Origin of the sequence: Bradyrhizobium elkanii WSM2783 (assembly GCF_000472865.1) — a bacterium.
Taxonomy (GTDB): domain Bacteria; phylum Pseudomonadota; class Alphaproteobacteria; order Rhizobiales; family Xanthobacteraceae; genus Bradyrhizobium; species Bradyrhizobium elkanii_A.
Genome location: NZ_AXAP01000021.1, coordinates 77479 through 98451 on the forward strand (window position 1 = coordinate 77479; position 20973 = coordinate 98451).

21 protein-coding genes and 1 pseudogene are annotated in these 20973 nt (G+C 60.9%); 17 read left to right on the top strand and 5 right to left on the bottom strand.

The genetic code is table 11. The features are described from left to right. The first annotated feature begins 86 nt into the window (after nucleotides 1–86). Both YY7_RS0119710 and YY7_RS0119715 read left to right on the top strand, forming a co-directional pair. The gene (locus YY7_RS0119710; protein WP_051396809.1) at nucleotides 87–800 is read left to right on the top strand and encodes a GntR family transcriptional regulator; all 714 of its coding nucleotides are present in this window, start codon (nucleotides 87–89) and stop codon (nucleotides 798–800) included. A gap of 27 nt (nucleotides 801–827) precedes the next feature. Further along, nucleotides 828–1802, top strand: a complete 975-nt coding sequence (locus YY7_RS0119715; RefSeq protein WP_028164716.1) for a tripartite tricarboxylate transporter substrate-binding protein — start codon at nucleotides 828–830, stop codon at nucleotides 1800–1802. A gap of 11 nt (nucleotides 1803–1813) precedes the next feature. Here YY7_RS0119715 and YY7_RS0119720 read toward each other — a convergent pair whose 3' ends face one another. Continuing rightward, on the bottom strand, nucleotides 1814–2446 hold the full coding sequence (locus YY7_RS0119720; RefSeq protein WP_433994513.1) for a GntR family transcriptional regulator: 633 nt from the start codon (nucleotides 2444–2446) through the stop codon (nucleotides 1814–1816). 127 nt (nucleotides 2447–2573) lie between these two features. On the opposite strand from YY7_RS0119720, the gene bioB reads away from it, so the two are divergent. The 5 genes and pseudogenes from bioB to YY7_RS0119745 all read left to right on the top strand — a co-directional run bounded on the left by bioB (nucleotide 2574) and on the right by YY7_RS0119745 (nucleotide 7037). Beyond that, on the top strand, nucleotides 2574–3584 hold the full coding sequence (gene bioB, locus YY7_RS0119725; RefSeq protein WP_035690470.1) for a biotin synthase BioB: 1011 nt from the start codon (nucleotides 2574–2576) through the stop codon (nucleotides 3582–3584). A gap of 31 nt (nucleotides 3585–3615) precedes the next feature. Beyond that, a pseudogene (locus tag YY7_RS52240) lies at nucleotides 3616–3890 on the top strand (aspartate 1-decarboxylase). 77 nt (nucleotides 3891–3967) lie between these two features. After that, nucleotides 3968–5122, top strand: a complete 1155-nt coding sequence (locus tag YY7_RS0119735; protein WP_028164719.1) for an 8-amino-7-oxononanoate synthase — start codon at nucleotides 3968–3970, stop codon at nucleotides 5120–5122. Next, on the top strand, nucleotides 5119–5751 hold the full coding sequence (gene bioD, locus YY7_RS0119740) for a dethiobiotin synthase (protein WP_028164720.1): 633 nt from the start codon (nucleotides 5119–5121) through the stop codon (nucleotides 5749–5751). The genes YY7_RS0119735 and bioD overlap by 4 nt, the downstream gene beginning before the upstream one ends. Continuing rightward, nucleotides 5748–7037, top strand: coding sequence for an adenosylmethionine--8-amino-7-oxononanoate transaminase (locus tag YY7_RS0119745; protein WP_028164721.1), 1290 nt, complete (start codon nucleotides 5748–5750; stop codon nucleotides 7035–7037). The genes bioD and YY7_RS0119745 overlap by 4 nt, the downstream gene beginning before the upstream one ends. A 16-nt stretch (nucleotides 7038–7053) precedes the next feature. Here the strand turns inward: YY7_RS0119745 and YY7_RS0119750 are convergent, their stop codons facing one another. Next, entirely contained in the window at nucleotides 7054–8556 is a 1503-nt protein-coding gene (locus YY7_RS0119750) for a UbiD family decarboxylase (RefSeq protein ID WP_035690471.1), read from the bottom strand. Between the two features lie 102 nt (nucleotides 8557–8658). On the opposite strand from YY7_RS0119750, the gene ubiT reads away from it, so the two are divergent. From ubiT to YY7_RS0119770, 4 genes are read left to right on the top strand one after another with little or no spacing between them, the layout of a single operon-like run. After that, nucleotides 8659–9210, top strand: coding sequence for a ubiquinone anaerobic biosynthesis accessory factor UbiT (gene ubiT, locus YY7_RS0119755; protein ID WP_028164723.1), 552 nt, complete (start codon nucleotides 8659–8661; stop codon nucleotides 9208–9210). A 2-nt stretch (nucleotides 9211–9212) separates the two neighbouring features. Continuing rightward, on the top strand, nucleotides 9213–10190 hold the full coding sequence (ubiU, locus tag YY7_RS0119760; protein ID WP_028164724.1) for a ubiquinone anaerobic biosynthesis protein UbiU: 978 nt from the start codon (nucleotides 9213–9215) through the stop codon (nucleotides 10188–10190). A 57-nt stretch (nucleotides 10191–10247) separates the two neighbouring features. Beyond that, the gene (ubiV, locus tag YY7_RS52245; protein WP_035690472.1) at nucleotides 10248–11195 is read left to right on the top strand and encodes a ubiquinone anaerobic biosynthesis protein UbiV; all 948 of its coding nucleotides are present in this window, start codon (nucleotides 10248–10250) and stop codon (nucleotides 11193–11195) included. Nucleotides 11196–11213: 18 nt separating this feature from the next. Then, a complete protein-coding gene (locus tag YY7_RS0119770; RefSeq protein ID WP_035690473.1) occupies nucleotides 11214–11567 on the top strand; it encodes a hypothetical protein in 354 nt (117 codons plus the stop codon). Nucleotides 11568–11617: 50 nt separating this feature from the next. Here YY7_RS0119770 and YY7_RS52250 read toward each other — a convergent pair whose 3' ends face one another. Next, nucleotides 11618–12340 (bottom strand): Crp/Fnr family transcriptional regulator, encoded by a 723-nt coding sequence (locus YY7_RS52250; protein WP_245287334.1) that lies wholly within the window; start codon nucleotides 12338–12340, stop codon nucleotides 11618–11620. 145 nt (nucleotides 12341–12485) lie between these two features. Between YY7_RS52250 and YY7_RS0119780 the strand changes: the two genes are divergently transcribed. The 6 genes from YY7_RS0119780 (at nucleotide 12486) to YY7_RS52255 (ending at nucleotide 18151) form a co-directional block, all read left to right on the top strand. Next, on the top strand, nucleotides 12486–13136 hold the full coding sequence (locus YY7_RS0119780) for an alternative oxidase (RefSeq protein WP_028164726.1): 651 nt from the start codon (nucleotides 12486–12488) through the stop codon (nucleotides 13134–13136). 46 nt (nucleotides 13137–13182) lie between these two features. Then, nucleotides 13183–13578 carry a putative zinc-binding protein gene (locus tag YY7_RS58270; protein ID WP_080663785.1) on the top strand — a complete coding sequence of 132 codons (396 nt, stop codon included), beginning with the start codon at nucleotides 13183–13185 and terminating at the stop codon, nucleotides 13576–13578. Nucleotides 13579–14048: 470 nt separating this feature from the next. After that, entirely contained in the window at nucleotides 14049–14975 is a 927-nt protein-coding gene (locus YY7_RS0119800; protein WP_028164729.1) for a lactate/malate family dehydrogenase, read from the top strand. A gap of 180 nt (nucleotides 14976–15155) precedes the next feature. Continuing rightward, complete coding sequence (locus YY7_RS0119805) at nucleotides 15156–16502, top strand: cytochrome-c peroxidase (RefSeq protein WP_245287336.1); 1347 nt, start codon at nucleotides 15156–15158, stop codon at nucleotides 16500–16502. A 154-nt stretch (nucleotides 16503–16656) separates the two neighbouring features. Then, nucleotides 16657–17325, top strand: coding sequence for an ABC transporter ATP-binding protein (locus YY7_RS0119810; protein WP_035690482.1), 669 nt, complete (start codon nucleotides 16657–16659; stop codon nucleotides 17323–17325). Beyond that, nucleotides 17315–18151, top strand: a complete 837-nt coding sequence (locus tag YY7_RS52255) for an ABC transporter permease (protein ID WP_051396810.1) — start codon at nucleotides 17315–17317, stop codon at nucleotides 18149–18151. Before YY7_RS0119810 ends, YY7_RS52255 begins: the two co-directional genes overlap by 11 nt. Before the next feature lie 82 nt (nucleotides 18152–18233). Here the strand turns inward: YY7_RS52255 and YY7_RS58275 are convergent, their stop codons facing one another. Both YY7_RS58275 and YY7_RS0119825 read right to left on the bottom strand, forming a co-directional pair. Then, a complete protein-coding gene (locus YY7_RS58275) occupies nucleotides 18234–18590 on the bottom strand; it encodes a hypothetical protein (RefSeq protein WP_080663782.1) in 357 nt (118 codons plus the stop codon). A gap of 627 nt (nucleotides 18591–19217) precedes the next feature. Continuing rightward, nucleotides 19218–20546, bottom strand: coding sequence for a glycosyltransferase family 4 protein (locus YY7_RS0119825; RefSeq protein WP_028164733.1), 1329 nt, complete (start codon nucleotides 20544–20546; stop codon nucleotides 19218–19220). Between the last annotated feature and the right edge of the window lie 427 nt (nucleotides 20547–20973).

A 20973-nucleotide genomic window follows, 5' to 3' on the forward strand; every position in this document is an offset into this window, starting at 1 on the left:
ATAAAGCCGATTTCGAGAGAGCGACAAATGCTGATTCTGCCGGTAAATCGCTGGTGAACCCGCGATAGAACGAAGGCATCTCGCAAATGGACCGACGCGCCGAACTGCAGTCCACGCTTCGCATCGAAGCCGTCCCGACCGTCAGGAAGATGGTCGCGCAAAAGCTGCGCGAGGCGATCATGTCCGGTACGCTTAAACCCGGCCAGCGGCTGGTCGAGCGCGAGCTGTGCGAGATGATGGGCGTCAGCCGCCCCTCGATCCGGGAGGCGCTGCGGCTGCTGGAAGCTGACGGACTGGTCAACACGGTCCCCCACCGCGGCCCGGTCGTCAGCAGGATCAGCCTCGAGGAGGCCCGGCAGCTCTACGCCGCACGTGCGGTGCTGGAAGGGTTTGCAGGCCGCGAATGCGCCCGTCTGCATGATCCCGAAGTGGTGCGCCGGATCGGCGATGCCTTGACTCGGCTGAAAACCGCGGCCTCGAAACAAGACCTCACCGGCTGTCTCGAGGCCAAGACCGACTTCTACGGCGCGCTGATCAGCGGCTGCCGCAACGCCTTTATCGAGCGCATGCTCAAGCCGTTGCATGACCGGATCACGCTGCTGCGGATCACCTCGATGTCGCAGCCGAAGCGGATCAACAAGAGCTTGCGCGAGGTCACGGCGATCTGGCGCGCGATCCAGAGCGGCAACGAGGAACTCGCCGAACGCTGCTGCGTCGATCACGTCAACGCCGCGGCTGTCGCCGCGCTCGACATGATCGAGCGGACATCAGCCAAGGAAATGACGCTTCCCGACCCATAGGCGAAGCGCAAAGGGAGGGAGTGCGTGATGATGTCTTTGGTACGCTCGCTGGTCTTGCTTATGCTGCTGTCGCCGTGCGCAACGGCATTCGCGCAGGACTATCCCTCCCGCCCTATCACCATGATCGTGCCCTTCTCGGCCGGCGGTCCCGGTGACGTGATTGCGCGAATTCTCGGCAGCGCGATGAGCGCAACGCTGAAACAGTCGATCGTGATCGAGAATGTGGTCGGCGCCGGCGGTACACTCGGCACCAACCGCGTCGCCAAGGCGGCACCTGATGGTTACACGCTGCTGCTGATGCATGTCGGTCAGGCGACCGCCCCGTCGCTCTACGCCAAACTGCCGTTCGATCCGGTCGGCGACTTCGCCATGATCGGCCTCGTCACCGACGTGCCGATGATCCTGGTCGCGCGGCCGAACTTTCCCGCCAAGGATCTGAAGGAATTGGTCGGGCGGATTCGCAGCGACGGCGACAAGGTCACATTCGGCAATGTTGGCCTCGGCTCCGCCTCGCAGCTCTGCGGCCTGATGTTCATGAGCACGACCGACACCAAGCTCACGTCGGTCTATTACAAGGGCGGCGGGCCGGCGCTCAACGACGTCATCGCGGGCCATATCGATGTCTATTGCGATCCGGCTACGGGGCCGACGCCCTATATCCAGTCTGGCACCATCAAGGGCTATGCGATCACCAGCAAGAAGCGCGTCGCCACGCTGCCGGACGTTCCGACTTCAGCGGAAGCCGGCGTTCCCGCCTTCGATGTGACCACCTGGTATGCCCTCTATGCGCCCCGTGGCACTCCGAAGCCCGTGGTCGACGTGCTGGGCAGTGCTCTACAGACGGCACTCAAGGACCCGCCACTCGTCGGCCGCTTTGCGGAGCTGAGCATGACCCCGGTCGAGACCGAACGCGCAACTCCCGAAGCGCTGGAAGCTTTCCTGAAGACCGAAATCGACAAATGGGCGCGGATCATCAAGGCCGCGGGAATCGAGCCGCAATAGGACACTTCCGCTCACGAGGTGGGAATTGCGAGGCGCTCGATGGTTTGGATGTGACGGGCGAGCAAACCACAGGCCTGATCGAGATTACGCGCTCGCAGCGCTTGCAGGATCAAGCGGTGATCCTGATTGGACCGCGGTCGCCAGCCGGCGTTACGGGCCATTGCAAACACCAAGCGAGAATTTGCGAGCTGCAAACCGTCGAGGCTGGCGAGCAGGCGCGGCATCGCGCAAGGAGCCACCAACGCGTGGTGAAAGGCGCGGTTGGCAGCCTCGAAGTCCTGGATCGTCTCGGCGTTGTCTCCCTCGATCAGCGCCAATTCGATCCGCGCCAAATGGGCTGACGTCAATTTCGGCGCCGCGTTCCGCAACGCGACGACTTCGAGCGCCGCACGCATCTCGGCAATTTCCTTCACCGAGTTGGTATCAAGCGGCGCAACGCGCACACCGCGACGGGGCACAGCGACGACAAGATGTTGAGCTTCCAGTTGCCGAAACGCCTCGCGTACCGGGACGTGGCTTGAACTGAATTCCCGCGCAATGTGGTCCTGCCGGAGCGGCGCATCCGGCTGCAGTGCGCCGCTGATGATGCGCGCGCCGATTGACTCGGCAATGCGTCCCGCTGTCGTTGTATTCTCGTCGGACATCATAGATTATCTATCATAAAATCAGGTGCACACGTCCGCGGCCTCAGCTAGCATCTGCTTCTAGGTCGGAATCATAGATAATTTTTCAGATTATCTATAATATGGGTTCCAAGAGAGGGCAAGTCTTATGGTCCATGCCGTGGAAGCGAAACAAAGCAATACCTGCGATATCGAAGCGGTCCGCACCGACTGGGACCGCGCTGAGGCCGAAGCGCTCTACGCCCTTCCCTTTCCCGACCTGATCTTTCAGGCCCAGAGCATTCATCGCGAGCGTTTCGATCCGAACCATGTCGAAACGGCGAGCCTGCTCAGCATCAAGACAGGTGGCTGTCCGGAAGACTGCGGCTACTGCTCACAGAGCGCGCATTACGACACCGGCCTGAAGGCCACGCGCCTGATGGACCACGCGGATGTGATCGCAACCGCTGAGCGCGCCAAGGAGGCAGGCGCGACCCGCTTCTGCATGGCCGCCGCCTGGCGCAATCCGAAAGACCGGGACCTCGAGAAGGTCTGCGATATGGTCAGCGCGGTGAAAGGCCTCGGCATGGAGACCTGCGTCACGCTCGGCATGCTGATGCCCGACCAGGCCGCGCGGCTCGCCGAAGCCGGGCTCGATTTCTACAATCACAATATCGATACGTCGCCCGAGTTCTACGACAAGATCATCACGACCCGCACCCTGGAGGATCGCATCGATACGCTGGCACATGTACGCGACGCCGGCATCAAGGTCTGTTGTGGCGGTATCATCGGCATGGGTGAACACGTTGATGACCGCCTGGGCATGCTGGTTCTGCTCGCCAATCTACCCGTTCATCCCGAGAGCGTGCCGATCAACCTCTGGAACGAGGTCAAGGGCGTTCCGGTCAACGACACCGCGGAGCGGCCAGATCCGATCGCGCTGGTGCGGCTGATCGCGGTCGCCCGCATCCTGATGCCGAAGAGCGTGGTGCGGCTTTCCGCTGGACGGCAATACATGACCGACGAACTCCAGGCGCTGTGTTTCCTTGCTGGCGCGAACTCCATCTTCATCGGCGATGTCCTCCTGACCACCAAGAACCCGCAGCGCGATCGCGACGCGAGTTTGCTGCAGCGACTCGGCATGAGATCCCAGCTTGGCCAGAGCCACGTCGCTTAGTCCGCTCTCACACTTCCATGTAGGGTAACCAATGCAAATCACCTTGATGAAAGGCAAAATCCATCGCGCGTCAGTGACCGAGGCTGATCTGCACTATGAGGGCTCGATATCGATCGATCGCGCGCTTATCGATGCGGCAGGCCTGCTGATCAATGAACGCGTCTCAACGGCGCGGCCGCAAGACTAGCGATGATTGGCGACAAGGTAATCATCGTTGCATATGCCGCCTTTGAGGAGGCCGAAGCGAGAGCGTTCACACCGCACGTCGTGCTGGTTGACGACAAAAATCGCATGTTGAAGGGTTGAAAGCGACGAGGCTGATGCCGATGCTCTTCTTGAGCTGTCTGTCTCTAGTGCAACTGATACTCGCCTGAAAATAAGCAATGAACTTAACCCATGTCGACAAGACTATTAGTTACGTCAGCGCCTTGCAGACCTTGAAGAACGATGACCGGCTGCGCGGCCTCAAGCCGCGCGCAGGCATCGATTTCGCGTCGAACGACTATCTTGCGCTGGCGAGCGCGCCGCGCATGAGGAACGCTGTCGCTGCCGCACTCGAGGCCGGCACACCGATCGGAAGCGGCGGGTCACGGCTTCTGCGCGGAAACTGCGCGGAGCACGAACAGCTCGAAGCAGACGCTGCCAGGTTCTTCGGAACCGAGACGTCGCTATTTTTCGGCGGCGGATATGTGGCAAACTTTGCGCTTCTGACAACATTGCCGCAACGGGGCGACCTGCTCGTGCTCGATGCTCTCGTTCACGCGAGCATTCATGAAGGAGCGCGCGCTGGCCGCGCTGAGTATTGCGAGAGCGCCCACAATGACCCGAAGTCGGTTGAGGACAGGATTCGCGACTGGCGAGCGAAGCGCGGAACGGGCCGCGTTTGGATCGTGGTCGAAAGTATCTACAGCATGGACGGCGATTTCGCGCCGCTTGAGGAACTCGTCGCAATCGCAGACCGGCACGATGCATTCCTGGTCGTGGATGAGGCTCATGCCACCGGCGTCTACGGTGCGCAGGGTCGAGGACTGACCGCCCCCTATGAGGGGCGCGAAAACCTGATTGTCATTCATACTTGCGGCAAGGCGCTGGGTGCAGCCGGTGCAATCGTCACTTTGACCCGCGTGCTGCGCGACTTCATGGTCAATCGTTGCCGTCCGTTTATTTTCGCTACCGCTCCCTCCCCCCTGATGGCTGTTGCTGTGCAGGAAGCGCTATCAATCCTGCAGCAGGAACCTGACCGACAGCAACGTCTGGCCAGCCTGGTCGCGTTCACGCATCGAGAGCTCTCCGTGCGCGGCAGCCAAAGTCCTTCACGCTCGCAGATCGTGCCGTATATCGTTGGCGACAACGCCCGTGCGATGGCTCTGGCGGCTGCGTTGCAGGCTCGAGGCTTCGACATCCGTGGCGTCCGACCGCCAACCGTACCCGCAGGCACGGCACGGTTGCGGATCTCGATAACTCTCAACGTCGGCGAAGATGATGTGCGGGCAATGCACGATGCCCTGTCCGAAGAGACAAGGGCCACGTCACTATGAGCGAGCGGATCGTGGTGACTGGCACGGACACCGGGATCGGCAAGACAGTCTTCGCGGCAGGCCTCGCCGGTTTCCTCGGCGCCAAATATTGGAAGCCTGTTCAAGCGGGTCTCGACGCGGAGACCGATTCTGAGCACGTCGCGCGGTTGGGAGCCTTCTCCTGCGATCGCATCGTGCCAGAGCGTTACCGTCTCAGAACACCGGCCTCGCCCCATCTGGCTGCTGAGATTGACGGGGTTGGTATCGACACGGAGTCACTCCACGTGCCCGATACCGGTGCGTGCCCGCTTGTGATAGAGGGGGCGGGCGGGCTGATGGTGCCGCTTAGCCGCAGCACATTGTACATCGACATCTTTGCGCGCTGGCAGATTCCGGTCCTTCTTTGCGCGCGCACTTCGCTCGGCACCATCAATCATTCGCTGCTGTCGATCGAAGCGCTGCGACATCGCGGGATCGGTATTCTCGGGATTGCATTCATTGGCGACGAAAACGTCGATACCGAGAACACGATTTGTAGGATCGGACGGATACGGAAGCTTGGACGATTGCCCTGGCTTTCTCCTCTCAGCCCGGACGCGTTGCGGACCGCCTTCGAAGGCTCATTCAACCGCGATGATTTCAAGCCATGATGCACGAGAAGCAGCCGCGAATCTGGCATCCATTCACCCAACATGCGCTGCAAGGCGTGATGACAAAGATTGTCCGCGGCGAAGGCGCCTATCTTTATACCGCAGACGACCGTCGTATCATCGACGCAATCGCATCCTGGTGGGTGGTGACCCACGGCCACTGCCATCCGCAAATCGTAAGCGCCATTCAGAAGCAGGCGGAGCAGCTCAACCAGATCATCTTCGCTGGCCATACTCACGAACCGGCCGAAGAGGTCGCTGACCTGGTTCTGAAATTGGCCCCCCGTGGCCTCGACTACGTGTTCTTTTCCGACAGCGGCTCGACCAGCGTAGAGGTCGCGCTTAAAATGGCACTCGGCTATTGGCACAACGTCGGCGAGCCGCGCTCGCGCATTGTCGTGATGCAGCACTCCTACCATGGCGACACGGTGGGTACGATGTCGGTCGGCGCGCGGAGTGTCTTCAACGCGGCATACGAACCATTGCTCTTCGATGTCACCTCAGTGCCGTTTCCGGAGCGCGGCCACGAACAGGTAACGCTTGACGCACTTGAAGCTGCGTGCCGCAACGACAATCCGGCAGCCTTTATTGTGGAGCCGCTGATCCTGGGCGCAGGCGGGATGCTGATGTATCCAGCGTGGGTGCTGAGAGAGATGAAGCGGATTTGTGAGGCTTCTAATGTCTTGTTCATTGCCGATGAGGTCATGACCGGTTGGGGCCGGACCGGAACATTGTTCGCGTGTGAGCAGGCTGACGTGTCGCCCGACATCGCCTGCCATTCCAAGGGTCTCACCGGCGGATCGCTTCCGCTCGCGGTGACACTCTGCCGCGCCGACATCTTTGACGCACATTATTCGAAAGATCGTACGCGGACCTTCTTTCATTCGAGCTCATATACGGCCAACCCGATCGCCTGTGCCGCAGCGAAGGCGAACCTGGATCTTTGGCAAGATCCGGACGTTCGAAAGCGCATCGCATCCGTGGCGGAAATGCAAGAAAACGGAATTGAACGATTTCGCGCGGACGCGCGCTTCAAGAACGTTCGCCGGATCGGCACCATCACAGCCCTTGATTTGGCCGTACCCGACAGCGGCTACCTCGCTGACATTGGCCCGAAGCTCCAGACCTTTTTCCGCGATCGCAATCTCTTGCTGCGGCCACTCGGTAACACGATCTACGTCATGCCGCCGTATTGCGTTACAGCGGCGGACCTCAATGAGATCTACGCCGGCGTGAGCGATGCCGCAGATGCGCTAGTCCCCGAGAAACCGGGTCTGATCTCCTGAGAAGACCGGCAAGGGTCTATCCACCCAGACCAAGGTCCGGCCACATAGCGTCGACTCGTGCCGTCACGGCGGGGTCCATAGCCAGCACTTCACCCCAGGCCCTCTCGGTCTCCGGCTGCATCTTTGTCGTCGCGTCGATGCCGAGTTTGCCGCCAAGACCGGGCTTTGGCGAGGCGAAATCGAGGTAATCGATCGGGGTATCGGCAAGCGTGACGAGATCGCGTGAACTGTCGCTTCGCGTTGCGACCGCCCACATCACCGCTCGCCAGTCGCGGATATCGATATCGCCGTCGACGACGATGAGAAACTTGGTGTAGGTGAGCTGGGGCAACATCGACCATAGCCCGAGCATCAGGCGCCGCGCCTGCCCTGGATAACGCTTGGAGATCGCGACAACCGCGATCCGGTAAGAACACGCCTCCGGCGGCAGCCAGAGGTCGATGACTTCCGGAAACTGCTGCTGCACCAGCGGCAGGAACAGATGATTGAGCGCCTCGCCGATGCGCGATGGCTCATCCGGCGGACGTCCGGTGAAGGTCGAGAGATAGACCGGGCTGCGCCGCCGCGTCAGCGCCGTCACGCGGAACACCGGAAACTCCTCGACGGAGTTGTAATAACCGGTGTGGTCGCCATAAGGCCCCTCGGGCGCCGTTTCCGTCGCGGACACATAACCTTCGATGACAATTTCGGCCGTGGCGGGCACCGAGAGCGGAACGGTGATGCAGCGGACCAGATCCAGCCGCTGCCCGCGCAGCATGCCGGCCAGCCGCAGTTCGGAAATGGCTTCCGGCGCAGGTAAGACTGCAGCCAGCATGGTCGCAGGATCGGCGCCGATGACGACGGCAACCGGCATGTCCCGGCCAAGCTTTTTCCACTGATCGTGATGACGGGCACCGCCGCGATGCGGCAGCCAGCGCATGATGGCGCTGTCGCGGCCCAGCACCTGCATCCGGTAGACGCCCATGTTGTCCTGGCCCGAAGCGGCTGGCTCGGGCGGCGCAGTCATGACCAGCGGCCACGTGATCAGGGGCGCCGGCTCTCCGGGCCAGCAGACCTGGGTCGGCAGAATGCCGAGGTCTATGGCGTCGCCGGTTGCGATACATTCCTGCACCGGCGCCGCTGAAGTCGTGCGCGGCCGGGTCGCCAGCGCGGCCCGCGCAAGGGGAAGCTTGCGCCAGGCATCGATCAGGTTCTGCGGCGGTCGCGGCGCGCGCAGTTCGGCCATCAGTTCGCCAAGCTCTCTCAGCCGGTCGGGCCGCACGCCAAATCCCCAGGCCACCCGTTCGATCGTACCGAAGAGATTGGTCAGCAGCGGTATATCCGAAGGAGCCCCATCCGCCCTGATCGGCCGCTCGAACAAAAGAGCCGGTCCTTCCTGGCGAAGAACGCGACGATGAATTTCCGTGATGTCGTGCACCACCGAGACCTTCTCGCGAATGCGTCGCAATTGCCCCTTAGTCTCGAGAAAAACCAGAAAGTCGTGCATTTCCTGAAAATGCGGCACGTCGCGGCGCAGCAAGAGGCTTCTCCTTAAGACACAGAGACTCCTATGCAGCAAAATTCCAGCTCTTCTTTGTTCTTGCGCAAACGATGCCCGGGATCATCGCTCTATTCTGACACGATGAATTTTTCGAAAGTGCCCCCGCCTGCGCCGTCACCGTTGCCGGTGCCTCCATTGCTGGCGCTTGCTGTGCGCCCGTTGCCGCTGCTGCCGCTTCAGGCCGTACTCACGGTCGTGCTGCTTCGCATTTGCGGGGAACATCCGAGGATCTTCGACAGGCTAGGCGAGCATGCCCGAAAACGATTTGGCATCAAGCCGACCGATCTGCCCTTTGGCTTTCTGCTCGAGCCCGCCCCTTCCCGCCCGCGCCTGTCGGTGGTGCGCAGCCTGCCGGATGATGTTGATGCTCGGATTTCCAGTCCGTTGGCCGGGTTATTTGGTCTGGTCGAAGGCCACCTTGACGGCGATGCATTGCTGTTTTCCCGCGACCTTGTGGTGGAAGGCGATGTCGAGGCGGTGCTCGCGCTTCGCAACGCGATTGATGACGCGCAACTCGACCCGATGGCGGAGATCGCCAGCATATTCGGACCACTGGCCGAACCGTTGAAACGCACGTTGCAGATTGCTCGAACGGTGGCCAGCGCCTCAAATAGATCGCACAAAGGTATTTGACGATGGAGCTGATCTGTCCCGCGGGCACACCAGCCGCATTGAAGACCGCGATCGATGCCGGAGCCGATGCGATCTATTGCGGCTTCAACGACGAGACCAATGCACGAAACTTTCCAGGCCTGAATTTCAGCCGCGACGAGCTCCGCGAGGCGATCGCCCTTGCCCATCGCCGCAGCGTGAAGGTCCTGGTTGCCATCAACACATTCCCGCGCGCGGGCGCCGTCAGTCTCTGGCATCGGGCGATAGACGACGCCGTCGCGGCCAAGGCCGACGCGCTGATCCTGGCCGATGTCGGACTGCTGGAATATGCAGCGCGCCGCCATCCTGGCCAACGCCTGCACGTCTCGGTGCAGGCAGCCGCCGCCAACGCGGATGCCATCGCTTTTTACACCGAGACATTCGGCGCCCGCCGCGTCGTCTTGCCCCGCGTCTTGAGCGTTGCGGAAATCGCCGGCATCGTCCGCGAGACGACCTGTGAGACGGAAGTGTTCGTCTTCGGCGGCCTTTGCGTGATGGCCGAAGGCCGTTGCTCGCTGTCATCCTATGCCACCGGCCAGTCGCCGAACATGCAGGGCGTATGCTCTCCCGCGAGCCATGTCGCTTATGAACAGGTGGACGGCAGGACGAAGTCGAGCCTCGGCGGATTCACAATCAACAGCTTCGAGATCGGTGAAGCTGCCGGCTATCCGACGCTTTGCAAGGGCCGCTTCACGACCAAACACGGCACCGGTTATATTTTCGAGGATCTCGTGAGCCTTGACGCGGCAACATTGCTTGCCCGTCTGCGCGACGCCGGCGTTACGGCGCTCAAGATCGAAGGGCGCCAGCGCGGCCGGGCCTATGTCGAGGGTGTCGTGCGGCATTTTCGTCAAGCTCTTGACGCGCTGGACTCCGGCCTGCCGATCGATGCCGGGCAACTTGTACCATTCACCGAGGGTCAGGCCACAACTGTGGGTGCCTATCACAAGACCTGGAGGTAAGTGCCCGGGGCCTCTCTCGTTGAACGACTAAAGAAAACCGATCGGAGGAATGGTTTCATGCAGCTCAGCCTCGGCCCAGTTCTTTACAATTGGGCGCCCGAACGCTGGCGCGACTTCTACTTTCGCATTGCGGACGAGGCGCCGGTCAACACCGTCTTGATCGGAGAGATCGTCTGCTCGAAGCGATCGCCCTTCATCGCTCCATATCTGCCTGCGGTCATTGAGCGGCTCCGTACCGCCGGAAAACAGGTCCTGCTCGGCTCCCTGATCCTGACCTCGTTGCCGCGCGAGCGTCGCCAGATGGCCGAACTCGTCGACACGGCAGAGCTCCTGGTCGAGGTGAACGATCTGACCTGTCTCAAGCCACTTGTCGGTCGCCCTCATGCGATCGGTCCGTTCATCAACATCTACAACGAAGCCAGCGCCGCGTTCCACGCCCAACGCGGAGCGACACGAATCTGCCTGCCCCCGGAGCTGCCGCTGTCGTCGATCGCGGCGATTGCGGCCGCACTTCCCAACGTCCTGATCGATATCTTCGCCTTCGGCCGGGTGCCTCTGGCGATCTCTGCCCGCTGCTATCACGCACGCCTTCACAAGCTGACAAAAGACAATTGCCAGTTCGTTTGCGAGCAGGACCCGGATGGACTGATGCTGAAGACGCTCGATGGCGCCGAGTTCCTGACGGTCAACGGCGTTCAGACCCTGTCGTCCACCTGCGCCAACCTACTGGGCGACGCCGAAGCCTTGCGCGAAGCCGGCGTCGGGTCATTCCGCCTCTCGCCACAGGATTGCGACATGGTCGCGGTCATCAGCATCTTCCGCGCGGTCCTTGATGGCCGCGAGCATGTGGAGAGCGGAACGCGACATCTCGCGCAGCTTTATCCGGACGTGCCATTTTCCAACGGGTTTCTCCACGGAAGAGCCGGCTTTCTCTCCGTTGCACCCGATGCCCGGTCCGGCCAGCCACACCAATTCCGCGAACCGATTAAACCGCACATGCTCTAGCAACCTTTGGGGCCTCATATGGCGATTGCAGCACGGCGCCTACCGCAGGACGGAACCATCGATGTCGTCAACCGGCTGCGGCATGTTCTCACGCAGGTCAACCTGGACTGTACGTGTCAGGATTCTCTGGCTGGGGCCCTCGATCGATTTGCGACGCTTGAAAAGCGCCGCTTCTCCCGGCGGCAGCTTGTCCAGGCACGCGAGTGCAGAAATCAAATCGCTGCCTTTCTATCGCTTCTATCCGAGCTTGACGCGCTTACCGAGAGCGAACCCGACCGAACCGTGTTCAGAGAGATGGAGCTTGTATTTTCCGAAATCGTCGATTGCGCCTTCGCCGGGGTCTTGGCATTGCGGCAAATCGCGACGGAGTAGGTAGTCACGCGCCGCAATGGGACACGCTGGTTTCGGACTCGGAGCCTGAACTATTCTTCCTCCTCGTCTGCGATGGCCACGAGAGCATGCGGCTTGCACAGGACCACGCGGCACCGCCCGCAACTGACGATGCCCCGCTCCTCCCAGGCGCTGAGCGTCCTGCTGACGGTATGCAGGGTGGTTCCGACCATTTCGGCGAGGTCACGACGGGATAGCGGAAAGGCGATCTCGATGCCGCGCGCAGTTCGGCGACCCGACTGATGCGCCAGGCGAAGAAGGGTATGACCAATCCGACGCTCGACACGTTCGGTCGACAGTTCACGCAGACGGATCTGCATCTCGTGATACCGGCGGCCTAACAGCGTGAGGGCGTTGATGGCAACAATGGGATAACGCTCCATGATCTGTCTGACGATGGCACTCGTCCAGCCGATCAGATGGCTATCGTCCACCGCGGTCACCGTGCCGGGATGGGTATCACTGCCCACAAGTGCCGCATAGCCTGCGACCTCTCCCGGACCAATATAGCGGATGATAATCTGCTGACCGTCCTGGGCCATCTGCGACGCCCGCAACCGGCCCGCGATCACGACAAAAAGGGATGTCGTGCGGTCGCCCTGTTGAAGCAGGATGTCGCCGGCGGCGAGCCGCCTTCGTCCCGCTGACGCCTGAAGGAATCGGAGCGCTTCCGGAGAAGTCCCCTGAAACAGTTCGGTCCGGGCGAAAAGATCGAGGTCCGGAGAGTAATCCATGCCGCCGACTTCATGCTGCACATCTGGCGGTGTACCTCCGCTGTCACATAGTAGTGTGGGGCAATGCCCTCCAATTTGAGCCAGCGCAAATAGTTGGAAAGCCCCTGCCCGCCGACCCAGAGACGGGGCGACTGATGCCGAGGCGTGCCCCAACACGGGATCGAAAATGCTGCTCGTCAACAAGACGGATCTGTTTCGACATCACGTACCAGACACTCTGGCTGACCGGATTGCGCTGGGCATCGTGCGCGCGGGCGCATCGATGGCCGGCGCCCTCTTTGGCGGTCGATACGGCCATCGTGTCGTTGTGCTCGAAACCGTGGCCGCGGTCCCGCCGATGGTCGCCGCAACGTTGCTGCATCTCAAATGCCTGCGCCTAATGCTCGACGATCGCGGCTGGATCCGGACCTTCATGGACGAGGCGGAGAACCAGCGCGTTCATCTGATGTCGTTTATTGCGCTGGCTCAGCCTCGCGCCTGGGAACGTATCCTGATCGCCATCGCGCAAGCGGCGTTCTACAATGCTTTTTTCATTCTCTACTTGATATCCGCCCGGACAGCCCATCGCCTGTCCGGATATTTCGCCGAGCAAGCGGTCCGGGGTTACTCGGAATACCTCATTCGGCTCGGATCTGATGATCGCAGCAGCGACGCGGCACCCGCATCGGCCATCGCGTATTGGAATCTACCGCCGGATTCGGATGTCACTGACATGATCCTCGCCATGCGCGAGGATGAGGCCATCCACCGCGACCTGCACCATGCCTTCGCCGACGCGCTGGCGGCAGGTCAGGCATTTCCACGCGGCAACGCCTGAGGCGATTTTTCTGGCTCAATTGGTGACCTGCGACAAGGAACGGCAAATGGCGCGACGAACCGATCTGCCCCTGGTCTATTCCTGCTCTGGCTGTTCAAGCGCCGCTCAGCTGGCCAACCATCTCGCGATCCGACTGGATCGAACCGGGAAAGCGGAAATGTCCTGCATCGCGGGGGTCGGAGGCGACGTTCCTTCGCTTGTACGAGTTGCGACCTCGGGGCGGCCAATCGTCGCGATCGATGGCTGCGCGCTCAAATGTGTTCAGAGTTGCCTGGCGCGACACGGTGTCCAACCAGCAAGCCATTACGATCTCACGCAGTTCGGCGTAAAGAAACGATTCAGGATGGACTTTGATCCTGCTCAAGCTGACCAGCTATTCGAACGCATCGCCGACGCTCTGCCAGAGCGATTCACCGAAATGGTCGTCGAGAATCGTACATAGTTCCAGGCCATGCACGATCCGTCATCGACGGCATCCGGCCGTATACCCAGCAGCTCTGGCGCGAGCTTCCACCTGCTTCCAAGTGGCGCTTCCCGCGTCGATCCGCTTTGCATCGGCATCGAGACCGGCGCCGATTGTGCGATCGTCAATCGCGACGGCGTTCCGTCCCGGCGGCTATTCGCCGTGGGTCCACTCGCCCGCGCCGCCTTCCGGGAGATCATTGCACGCTGGCTGCCCTGCTTGCCGCCCAAGACGAGGAACGGCAGTTCGAGCGTATCGGCGCGCAATCGCCTTAGCTGGTGAATTCATCCGCACGACGGACTGTGGTCTGCCACACGCGTCAGCACTTTCGAATAAGCACGACGCTTGCGCTGAAGCGCCGGTGCATTCGCTTTATCGCTCAGCACGCTGCTACTATACTGACGTGGCGGAAGGGCGTGTGTCCGATACCTGCGCTGGAGCAATAGAGCATGCGAAAAGTCGGAATTGTCGGGGCTGGCGCGGTCGGCGCCGCCTGCGCAATGGCGCTGGGTCTTCGGCGCAGTGCGGACGAAGTCGTCCTCGTGAACAGGACACAGGCGAGGAGCGTCGGGATCGCCACGGATATTACGTATGGAGCGGCGATGGGGGACGTGACCGCCGTTCGAAGCGGCGACATCGCGGATCTGACCGGTTGCTCGGTCGTTCTCCTCACTGCCGGCGTCAACGAAAAGGCCGGAGGCGCAACCGATCGGAGCGACAAGGAAGGCCGGCTGAAGCTCCTCACCGCCAACGCCAAGATTTACCGGGAACTCGTTCCCGCCATCGTCGCTGCTGCGCAGGACGCGGTGATCATCGTCGTGACCGATCCACCTGACCCGCTCACCGATATCGCCCGCGCTGCTGCCGGGCATGAGCGCGTGTTTGGCACCGGGACGTTCCTTGACAGCCTGCGCTTCCGGACGCATCTCGCCCGTCACTTCGGCGTTGCTCCGACCGCCGTAGATGCCTTGGTGCTTGGCGAACATGGCACTTCAAGCGTCTTTCTCTGGTCCTCCGCGCGAATTGCCGGCAGTCCGGTCGAAGCACTTCTCGATCGGCCGGCGGAGACGAAAGAGCAGATTGAACGGGATGTCCGGCAGGCCAATATCACGATCATCGAGGGCATCGGTGCCAGCCAGTACGGGATCGGAATCGTATCCGCGCGGATCGCCGAGGCGGTTCTGCGGGATGAGAAGGTTATTCTTCCGGTATCGAGTCCCCAAAAAGCATTTGCGGTCAGCCTCTCCCTGCCCTCGGTGATCGGAGCAGCCGGCGTCGAGCGCGTTCTCACGCCGCAGATGAGCCAGCAGGAAGAGGCAGCGCTACACGCAAGCGCCCGGCGCATCGCGGACGCGTCCACTCGTTTGAAGCAGTAGGACGATCGCTTCCGGCCGCGCGTTCGTTCGGACAAACCTGCGTGCGGATCGGAAATACAGGCCACCGCCACACGTTTACCGCAATAGCGGTGCCTTGCGAATGCCGAAGGGACGGCCGACCGCCCGCAAGGCCATGCCTCGCCTCCTCGCGAGGACGAAGTTGCCCTGAATCCACCTTCTTTGGAATATCTGCTCAGCGCAACGGCAAAGGCATATCGGATGCGCGCCACGTCATTCGCGGCCTTGTTACTCCTGTTGCCTACGCTGTCGGCGACTGCGGCTTCGACCGTCAGCGAAGATACCAGCTTCGGACCACCGCCGGCGCTGGAGCCAGGCAAGGCGCCCCCACCGCCCCAACCGCGGCCGCTCGCTGAGCCCCGCTCGTCAAATCAGGTCGGCTTTCCCGCGGCGCTGACGGCATCGGCTATCCCACCAGCCAGCCCGCTTACGCCTGCCGCGGTTGCGTTGGGTGAGAAACTGTTCTTCGACGCCCGCCTGTCGGATGACGGCACCGTCGCCTGCGCTACATGTCATGATCCGGCACGCGCCTTCACCGATGGGCGGCCTGTATCGATCGGGATCCATGGCCGCGCCGGTCAACGCAATGCGCCAACGATTCTGAATGCGCTCTATAACAAGACGCAGTTTTGGGATGGCCGGGTTGATACGCTGGAGCAGCAGGCGGCCCTGCCGATCACCAACCCGTTCGAGATGGGTTCGTCCAGTATCTCCGCTGCCATATCCCGGATCGCCGGCGATAAGGACTATCAGGTGCAGTTCATGCGGGCCTTTGGCCGGGACGTGAACGAACAGGATATGCTGCGCGCAATCGCGACCTATGAACGGACATTGGCGTCTTTCGATTCTCCCTTCGACCACTTCATCACCGGAGACGCCGGCGCGATCAGTGACTCCGCCAAACGCGGCTGGGAATTGTTCAATACCAAGGCCCGCTGTAACCTCTGCCACGCCTTGGCGGACGATAAACGCGATGTGACTGTTTTCACCGATAACGATTTTCATAACATCGGCATCGGAATCCTCCGGCACCGCGTTGGCCCCCTGGCGCAGCAGGCGGAACGCGAGCTTGCACAAGGACGCCTGCCGGATGTCGACACCGCCGCGATCGCGAGCGATATGTCTGTCCTTGGGCGTTTTCTGATCACGAAACGGCAGAACGACATCGCCGCATTCAAGACACCTGACTTGCGCAATATCCTGGTGACGGGACCTTACTTCCACGACGGATCGATGCAAACGTTGTGGGACGTCGTCGATCACTACAACAAGGGTGACGGCCTCACCGATCCCTGGCTCGACGAAGACATCCAGCCGTTGGCCATGACGGAGGCAGAGATTGATGATCTGGTCGCATTTCTTGCTTCACTGACAAGTTCTCCCTACAAGGAGGCCGGCGACCACGAGTACGCGCGGCAACTCGCGTTATCCAGGGTTGATCGCCCACAGCGGGACACTGCGCGGGCTTTCAGCCCGAAGCCGTCGCAGCCGAAGCCGCCACCATTTTGATGGGATCGCAAGTTTAGCGTACCAGGATTGATCAGCGCATTGTGTCGAAAGAGGCCCTGTGACAAACCCTGCCCTATCGAACGATCCCGGCGAGGCGGCAGCGTTCGCGCACGCGCCCGGCCAAGGCGAGAACCGTCCCAAGCCAGGAATCGCGATGCTCGAGACCAGGCATTTGTCGCGGAGCGTCGGACAGCGGCTGCTCGTCAATGATGTCAGTGTGCAGGTCTCGGCTGGTGAGATTCTCGCCGTCGTCGGCGCGAGCGGAGCCGGGAAGTCGTCCTTCCTGCGGCTGCTCAACCGGCTGGACGAACCCACGGCCGGCACGGTTCTGCTGGCGTCCACCGACTACCGGTCAATTGCGCCGCAAGAGTTGCGGCGGCGGGTCGGCATGGTCATGCAGACGGCCTTTCTATTTCCCGGCACAATCGCTGCGAACATCGCTTTCGGACCGCGCCAGCGCGGGGAAGTCATGGCCCCGACGCAGATCGCAACGCTGCTCGAGCGGGTCGGCTTATCCGGATTCGCTGACCGTGACGTCGGCAACCTTTCCGGCGGCGAGGCCCAGCGCGTGGCACTGGCTCGAACGCTGGCAAATGCTCCTGAGATTCTGCTGCTCGACGAGCCGACCTCCGCGCTCGATGAGACGTCCGTGCGCGGGGTCGAGGAGCTCATTCTCGGTATCATCCGAGAACGGCGAATGGCCTGCGTGATCGTCACGCACAACCGTGAGCAGGCCATCCGTCTCGCAGACAAAACCACGATCATGGAAGCAGGCCGACTTGTCGCGATCGGCGCAACCAGGGAGGTGCTGCATGCTGACTGAGCTGGAGAGCAGCATAGGAAGCGACGTTCTGATGGGCCTTGCCCAGGCCGCCGGCGCCATCGCGCTATGCGCAGCCGTGGTGGCGCTTTGCCGGTGGCACGCCGTCCGCGTCGAGCGCGAGGCTGCCGTGTCGATGGCGCGTGGCCTCGTGCAGATGGTTCTCGTTGGGATGGTGCTGGCGGTGTTGCTGCATGGCAACTTGCTGATCGGCACGCTGATCTTGTTGATGATGACGGTCGCCGCGGCATTCACGGCTGCTCGCCGCCTCCAGGGATTAGAAGGCGCGCTGTTGCTGTGCTTCTGGGCAATCACCGCCGGCGCCGGAACCGTGATCGCGGCGATGCTTGCGACCCGGAGTCTTCGGGCCGACATTGCGATCCTCGTCCCTGTCGGCAGCATGATCATCGCCAATGCGATGAATGCATGCGCGCAAGCCGCAGAGCGCTTCCGGGCCGAGATCGTCGCCCATGTCGGACAGATCGAGGCAGGCCTCTCGCTGGGCGCGGAGCCCCCCGTTACGGTTACGCCTTATCTTCAGAGCGCCGTCTATGCGAGCCTTCTGCCTCGACTCGATATGCTGAAGTCTCTCGGTTTGGTGTGGATCCCCGGAGTCATGGCCGGCATGATGGTCTCCGGCGCGAGTCCGGTCTATGCCGCCATCTACCAATTCGTGGTCGTAGCCATGATCCTGGCTGCGTCTGGGATTACCGGTCTCACGGCTACCCTCCTCATGCGGTCACGCGTGTTCACCTCGGCAGCGCAGTTGGCGCTTCGGCCTGCGGAAGCGTCAACGTCGGGCCCGGCGGCGACGCGGGCTCATCCATAAGTCGGACAGGCTCGGTCATCACACGCCCTGCGCAAACCCGTTCGGACTTGTCGGCGCGAGCTGGTCGAACTGCTCGACTAGATCAACTCATGCTGCCAGGCATGAAGCATCGCGGTTTCGGATGACCATCTTGATAATAGGGCCACACCATGGTCCGACCCGAGAGGTTCGGCCCATCTACGACAGCTTCCCTGGGAACGTCGACCCATTCGCCATCGATGCGCACCCGATAGTGACCATCCTTGCTTTCCCAATCGGCGTCATCGACGCGCTTGGCATCTGTGCCGTCACAGCATGGGCCCTTGCCGCTGTGCAGGCTCTCATACCAATGGTTCAACTCGGGGTGTCCAGAATCGTGAGCGCGGGCGGACCCGAATGTAAAAATTGACAGCACGACAGCAAGAATAAGAAGCGCTGGCCGCCTGCAATCCGTACTCATTCCAAGACTAATCCGTGCTGTGATCATATCCGATACCCAACTCCAGTATGCTGGTCGCGAGGCTCGCAAATCACGTGCCACCAGGTCACTGGTGCAGCACTAATTTTGATCTCCGCGATGATTATTTTGCGGGCAGGCCGATCGCATTCAGAGTCTCCTCGTTGCGATCGAAAACAATCGCTGCGCAACGATCGGTGACGAACGTTGCGAGCGCCTCCCTATGCCAGCCACATCATTGTTCTGCTCTTCGTGGAGATATGACCGACGTTGTCTACGTCAATTATATGATTTCTCTCATACCATCACGTTGCCGAGAGAAGTCACACTCATCGCGCCTGACTTCGCTGGGTTGTCAGCGGATACGGCGATGTTCGTAGTCGCTCGCGATCGATTGATCGTTCGGGTCCGACATCATCACGCCTGTGTCACCGCGAGAACGAACTTCTCGAAATAAATGTGCCGTCGACCAGCCAAACGTAGCGACATGCCTGCGACCGCGATCAACCGTTTCGGATGGCCTGCACACATAACGGTCGACGTCGCCATTTTTCGGTGCGTCGGAAAATAGATGTCCTGGATAGAGTCCCGCGTGCCGCGCGGCCTACGAAGGGCCAGCGCCCTCTTCGCCTACATTCCCAGTCCCGCCGCGGCGGACGATTTCCGGGAAGCACGCTTGGCGCCTTGCGGCAAGTCTGACAGCGAGCGTCCCGGCCAAAAGTTCCGTGGCGATGACATCGATGGCAACTTCAGATCGAGAAGGCGACGCATTCGCGGTATGCAGACCTGCTCTGCGTCATAGTGATCGATAACGAAGCGGCGGGCGGCCTGTCTCATTGACGAGAACTTGGCGGGTTCCTGCAACGCCTCAATCACGCGCTCGGAAAGTTCATCGACCGCAAAAAAAGGAACCAGCAGCCCGTTCTCGCCGGAACTGATGACCTCGCGCACTGGCGGCGTATCAGACCCAATCACCAGGCAACCGGCGCTCATCGCTTCCAGCGCCGACCAGGACAGCACGAAGGGATAAGTCAAATAGACATGTGCCGATGATACCTGGAGCGCGGAAATGAACGTCTGATATGGGACGCCCCCCATGAAATGAACACGCGACAGATCCAACTGATCGCGGACCTCATCGAGGAAGATCGACTTCCAGGTCTTGCCAGCCGGCGGAGGAAGTCCATACGACAATCCATCCCTGCCGATGATGACGATCTGCGCGTTGGGTCGCCGCCTGAGGATTTCGGGGAGAGCACGCATAAAGACGTGATAGCCTCTGAGCGGTTCGAGATTGCGTACGACAAACGTCACAATCTCGTCCGACGATCCCGCTTCCCGGCCGTTCGGCAGCATAAGGCGCGTCTGCGGATTCGGTCGCACCCGCGATGTATCAATTCCTTCATGAATCACTTCGATCTTGCTTTGATAATGCGAGGGAAAGGTCGATTGCTGCCAAGTGGTAGGCGAGATTCCAAGGTCGCAATCTGCCAGCGCTAGCAATGTCGTCGCATTCTTCAACTGCAGTCCGATATGACCATCCAATCCGGACATCGGAAATTCCGGATCGAATCCGATGTCCCGCCCCTCGGCCCCGTAAAAGAACTCGCAATAGACCAACAATCTTGCCTTGGGGAACATCGTGCGCAGTGGCAGGGTCTCTCCCCATCCCGGATGGGCCAGAATCAAGTCGGGTGCGAAGCCCGACGCCGCCAAGGTCGAAAGACTGTAAAGCACTTGCTCAGCGCGGCGGCACTCAAGGTCGAATCGCCTGGCGAAGGGATGGGTTCCGGAAACATCTGCTTCGGGGAGCATATATTTAATCAACTTAACCGAAGGCATCGGCTGCGCGCTCGATGCACCGACAGCAACGAGCTCGAAGCCGGGTTCGTTAGCCAATGCGGCCGCCAGATTGCGGTACTGTGCCGGGAAGTTATTGTGAACGAATAAAATCTTCATCGACGATGCTGTGGCCTGTCTGCTTCAAGCTGTACGATCAATGTAGAACGAACTGAAGCTTGCGCGTCGTGGTTATAGCAAGAATTTTCTGTAGCGAAGGCATCAATCGCTAATCGCCGAACGATAGTTCGGCATTCGCACTATGTAATGACAAAGTTCCCTATGATTAGAATGCTGCAATTCTGCATCAGCAAAAAGCTTTCGTTCGATCTGACATCTTCCTGCCCCAAAATTCGTCGATTAGTCGCAACTCCATGCAACTTTTGGTTTTGCTTTGGGCATCCAAATGTTGAAACTCAGTGTAGTCTCAGGAATGCAAGGGCAAGCGTGTGGGCAACGCTATGAAATTCAAACGACCTCCTTCCGACTGCCAACCGCAAATCCAGCATCTCGATCTGAGCAGCGCTGAGAACATCGCCGACTCCAT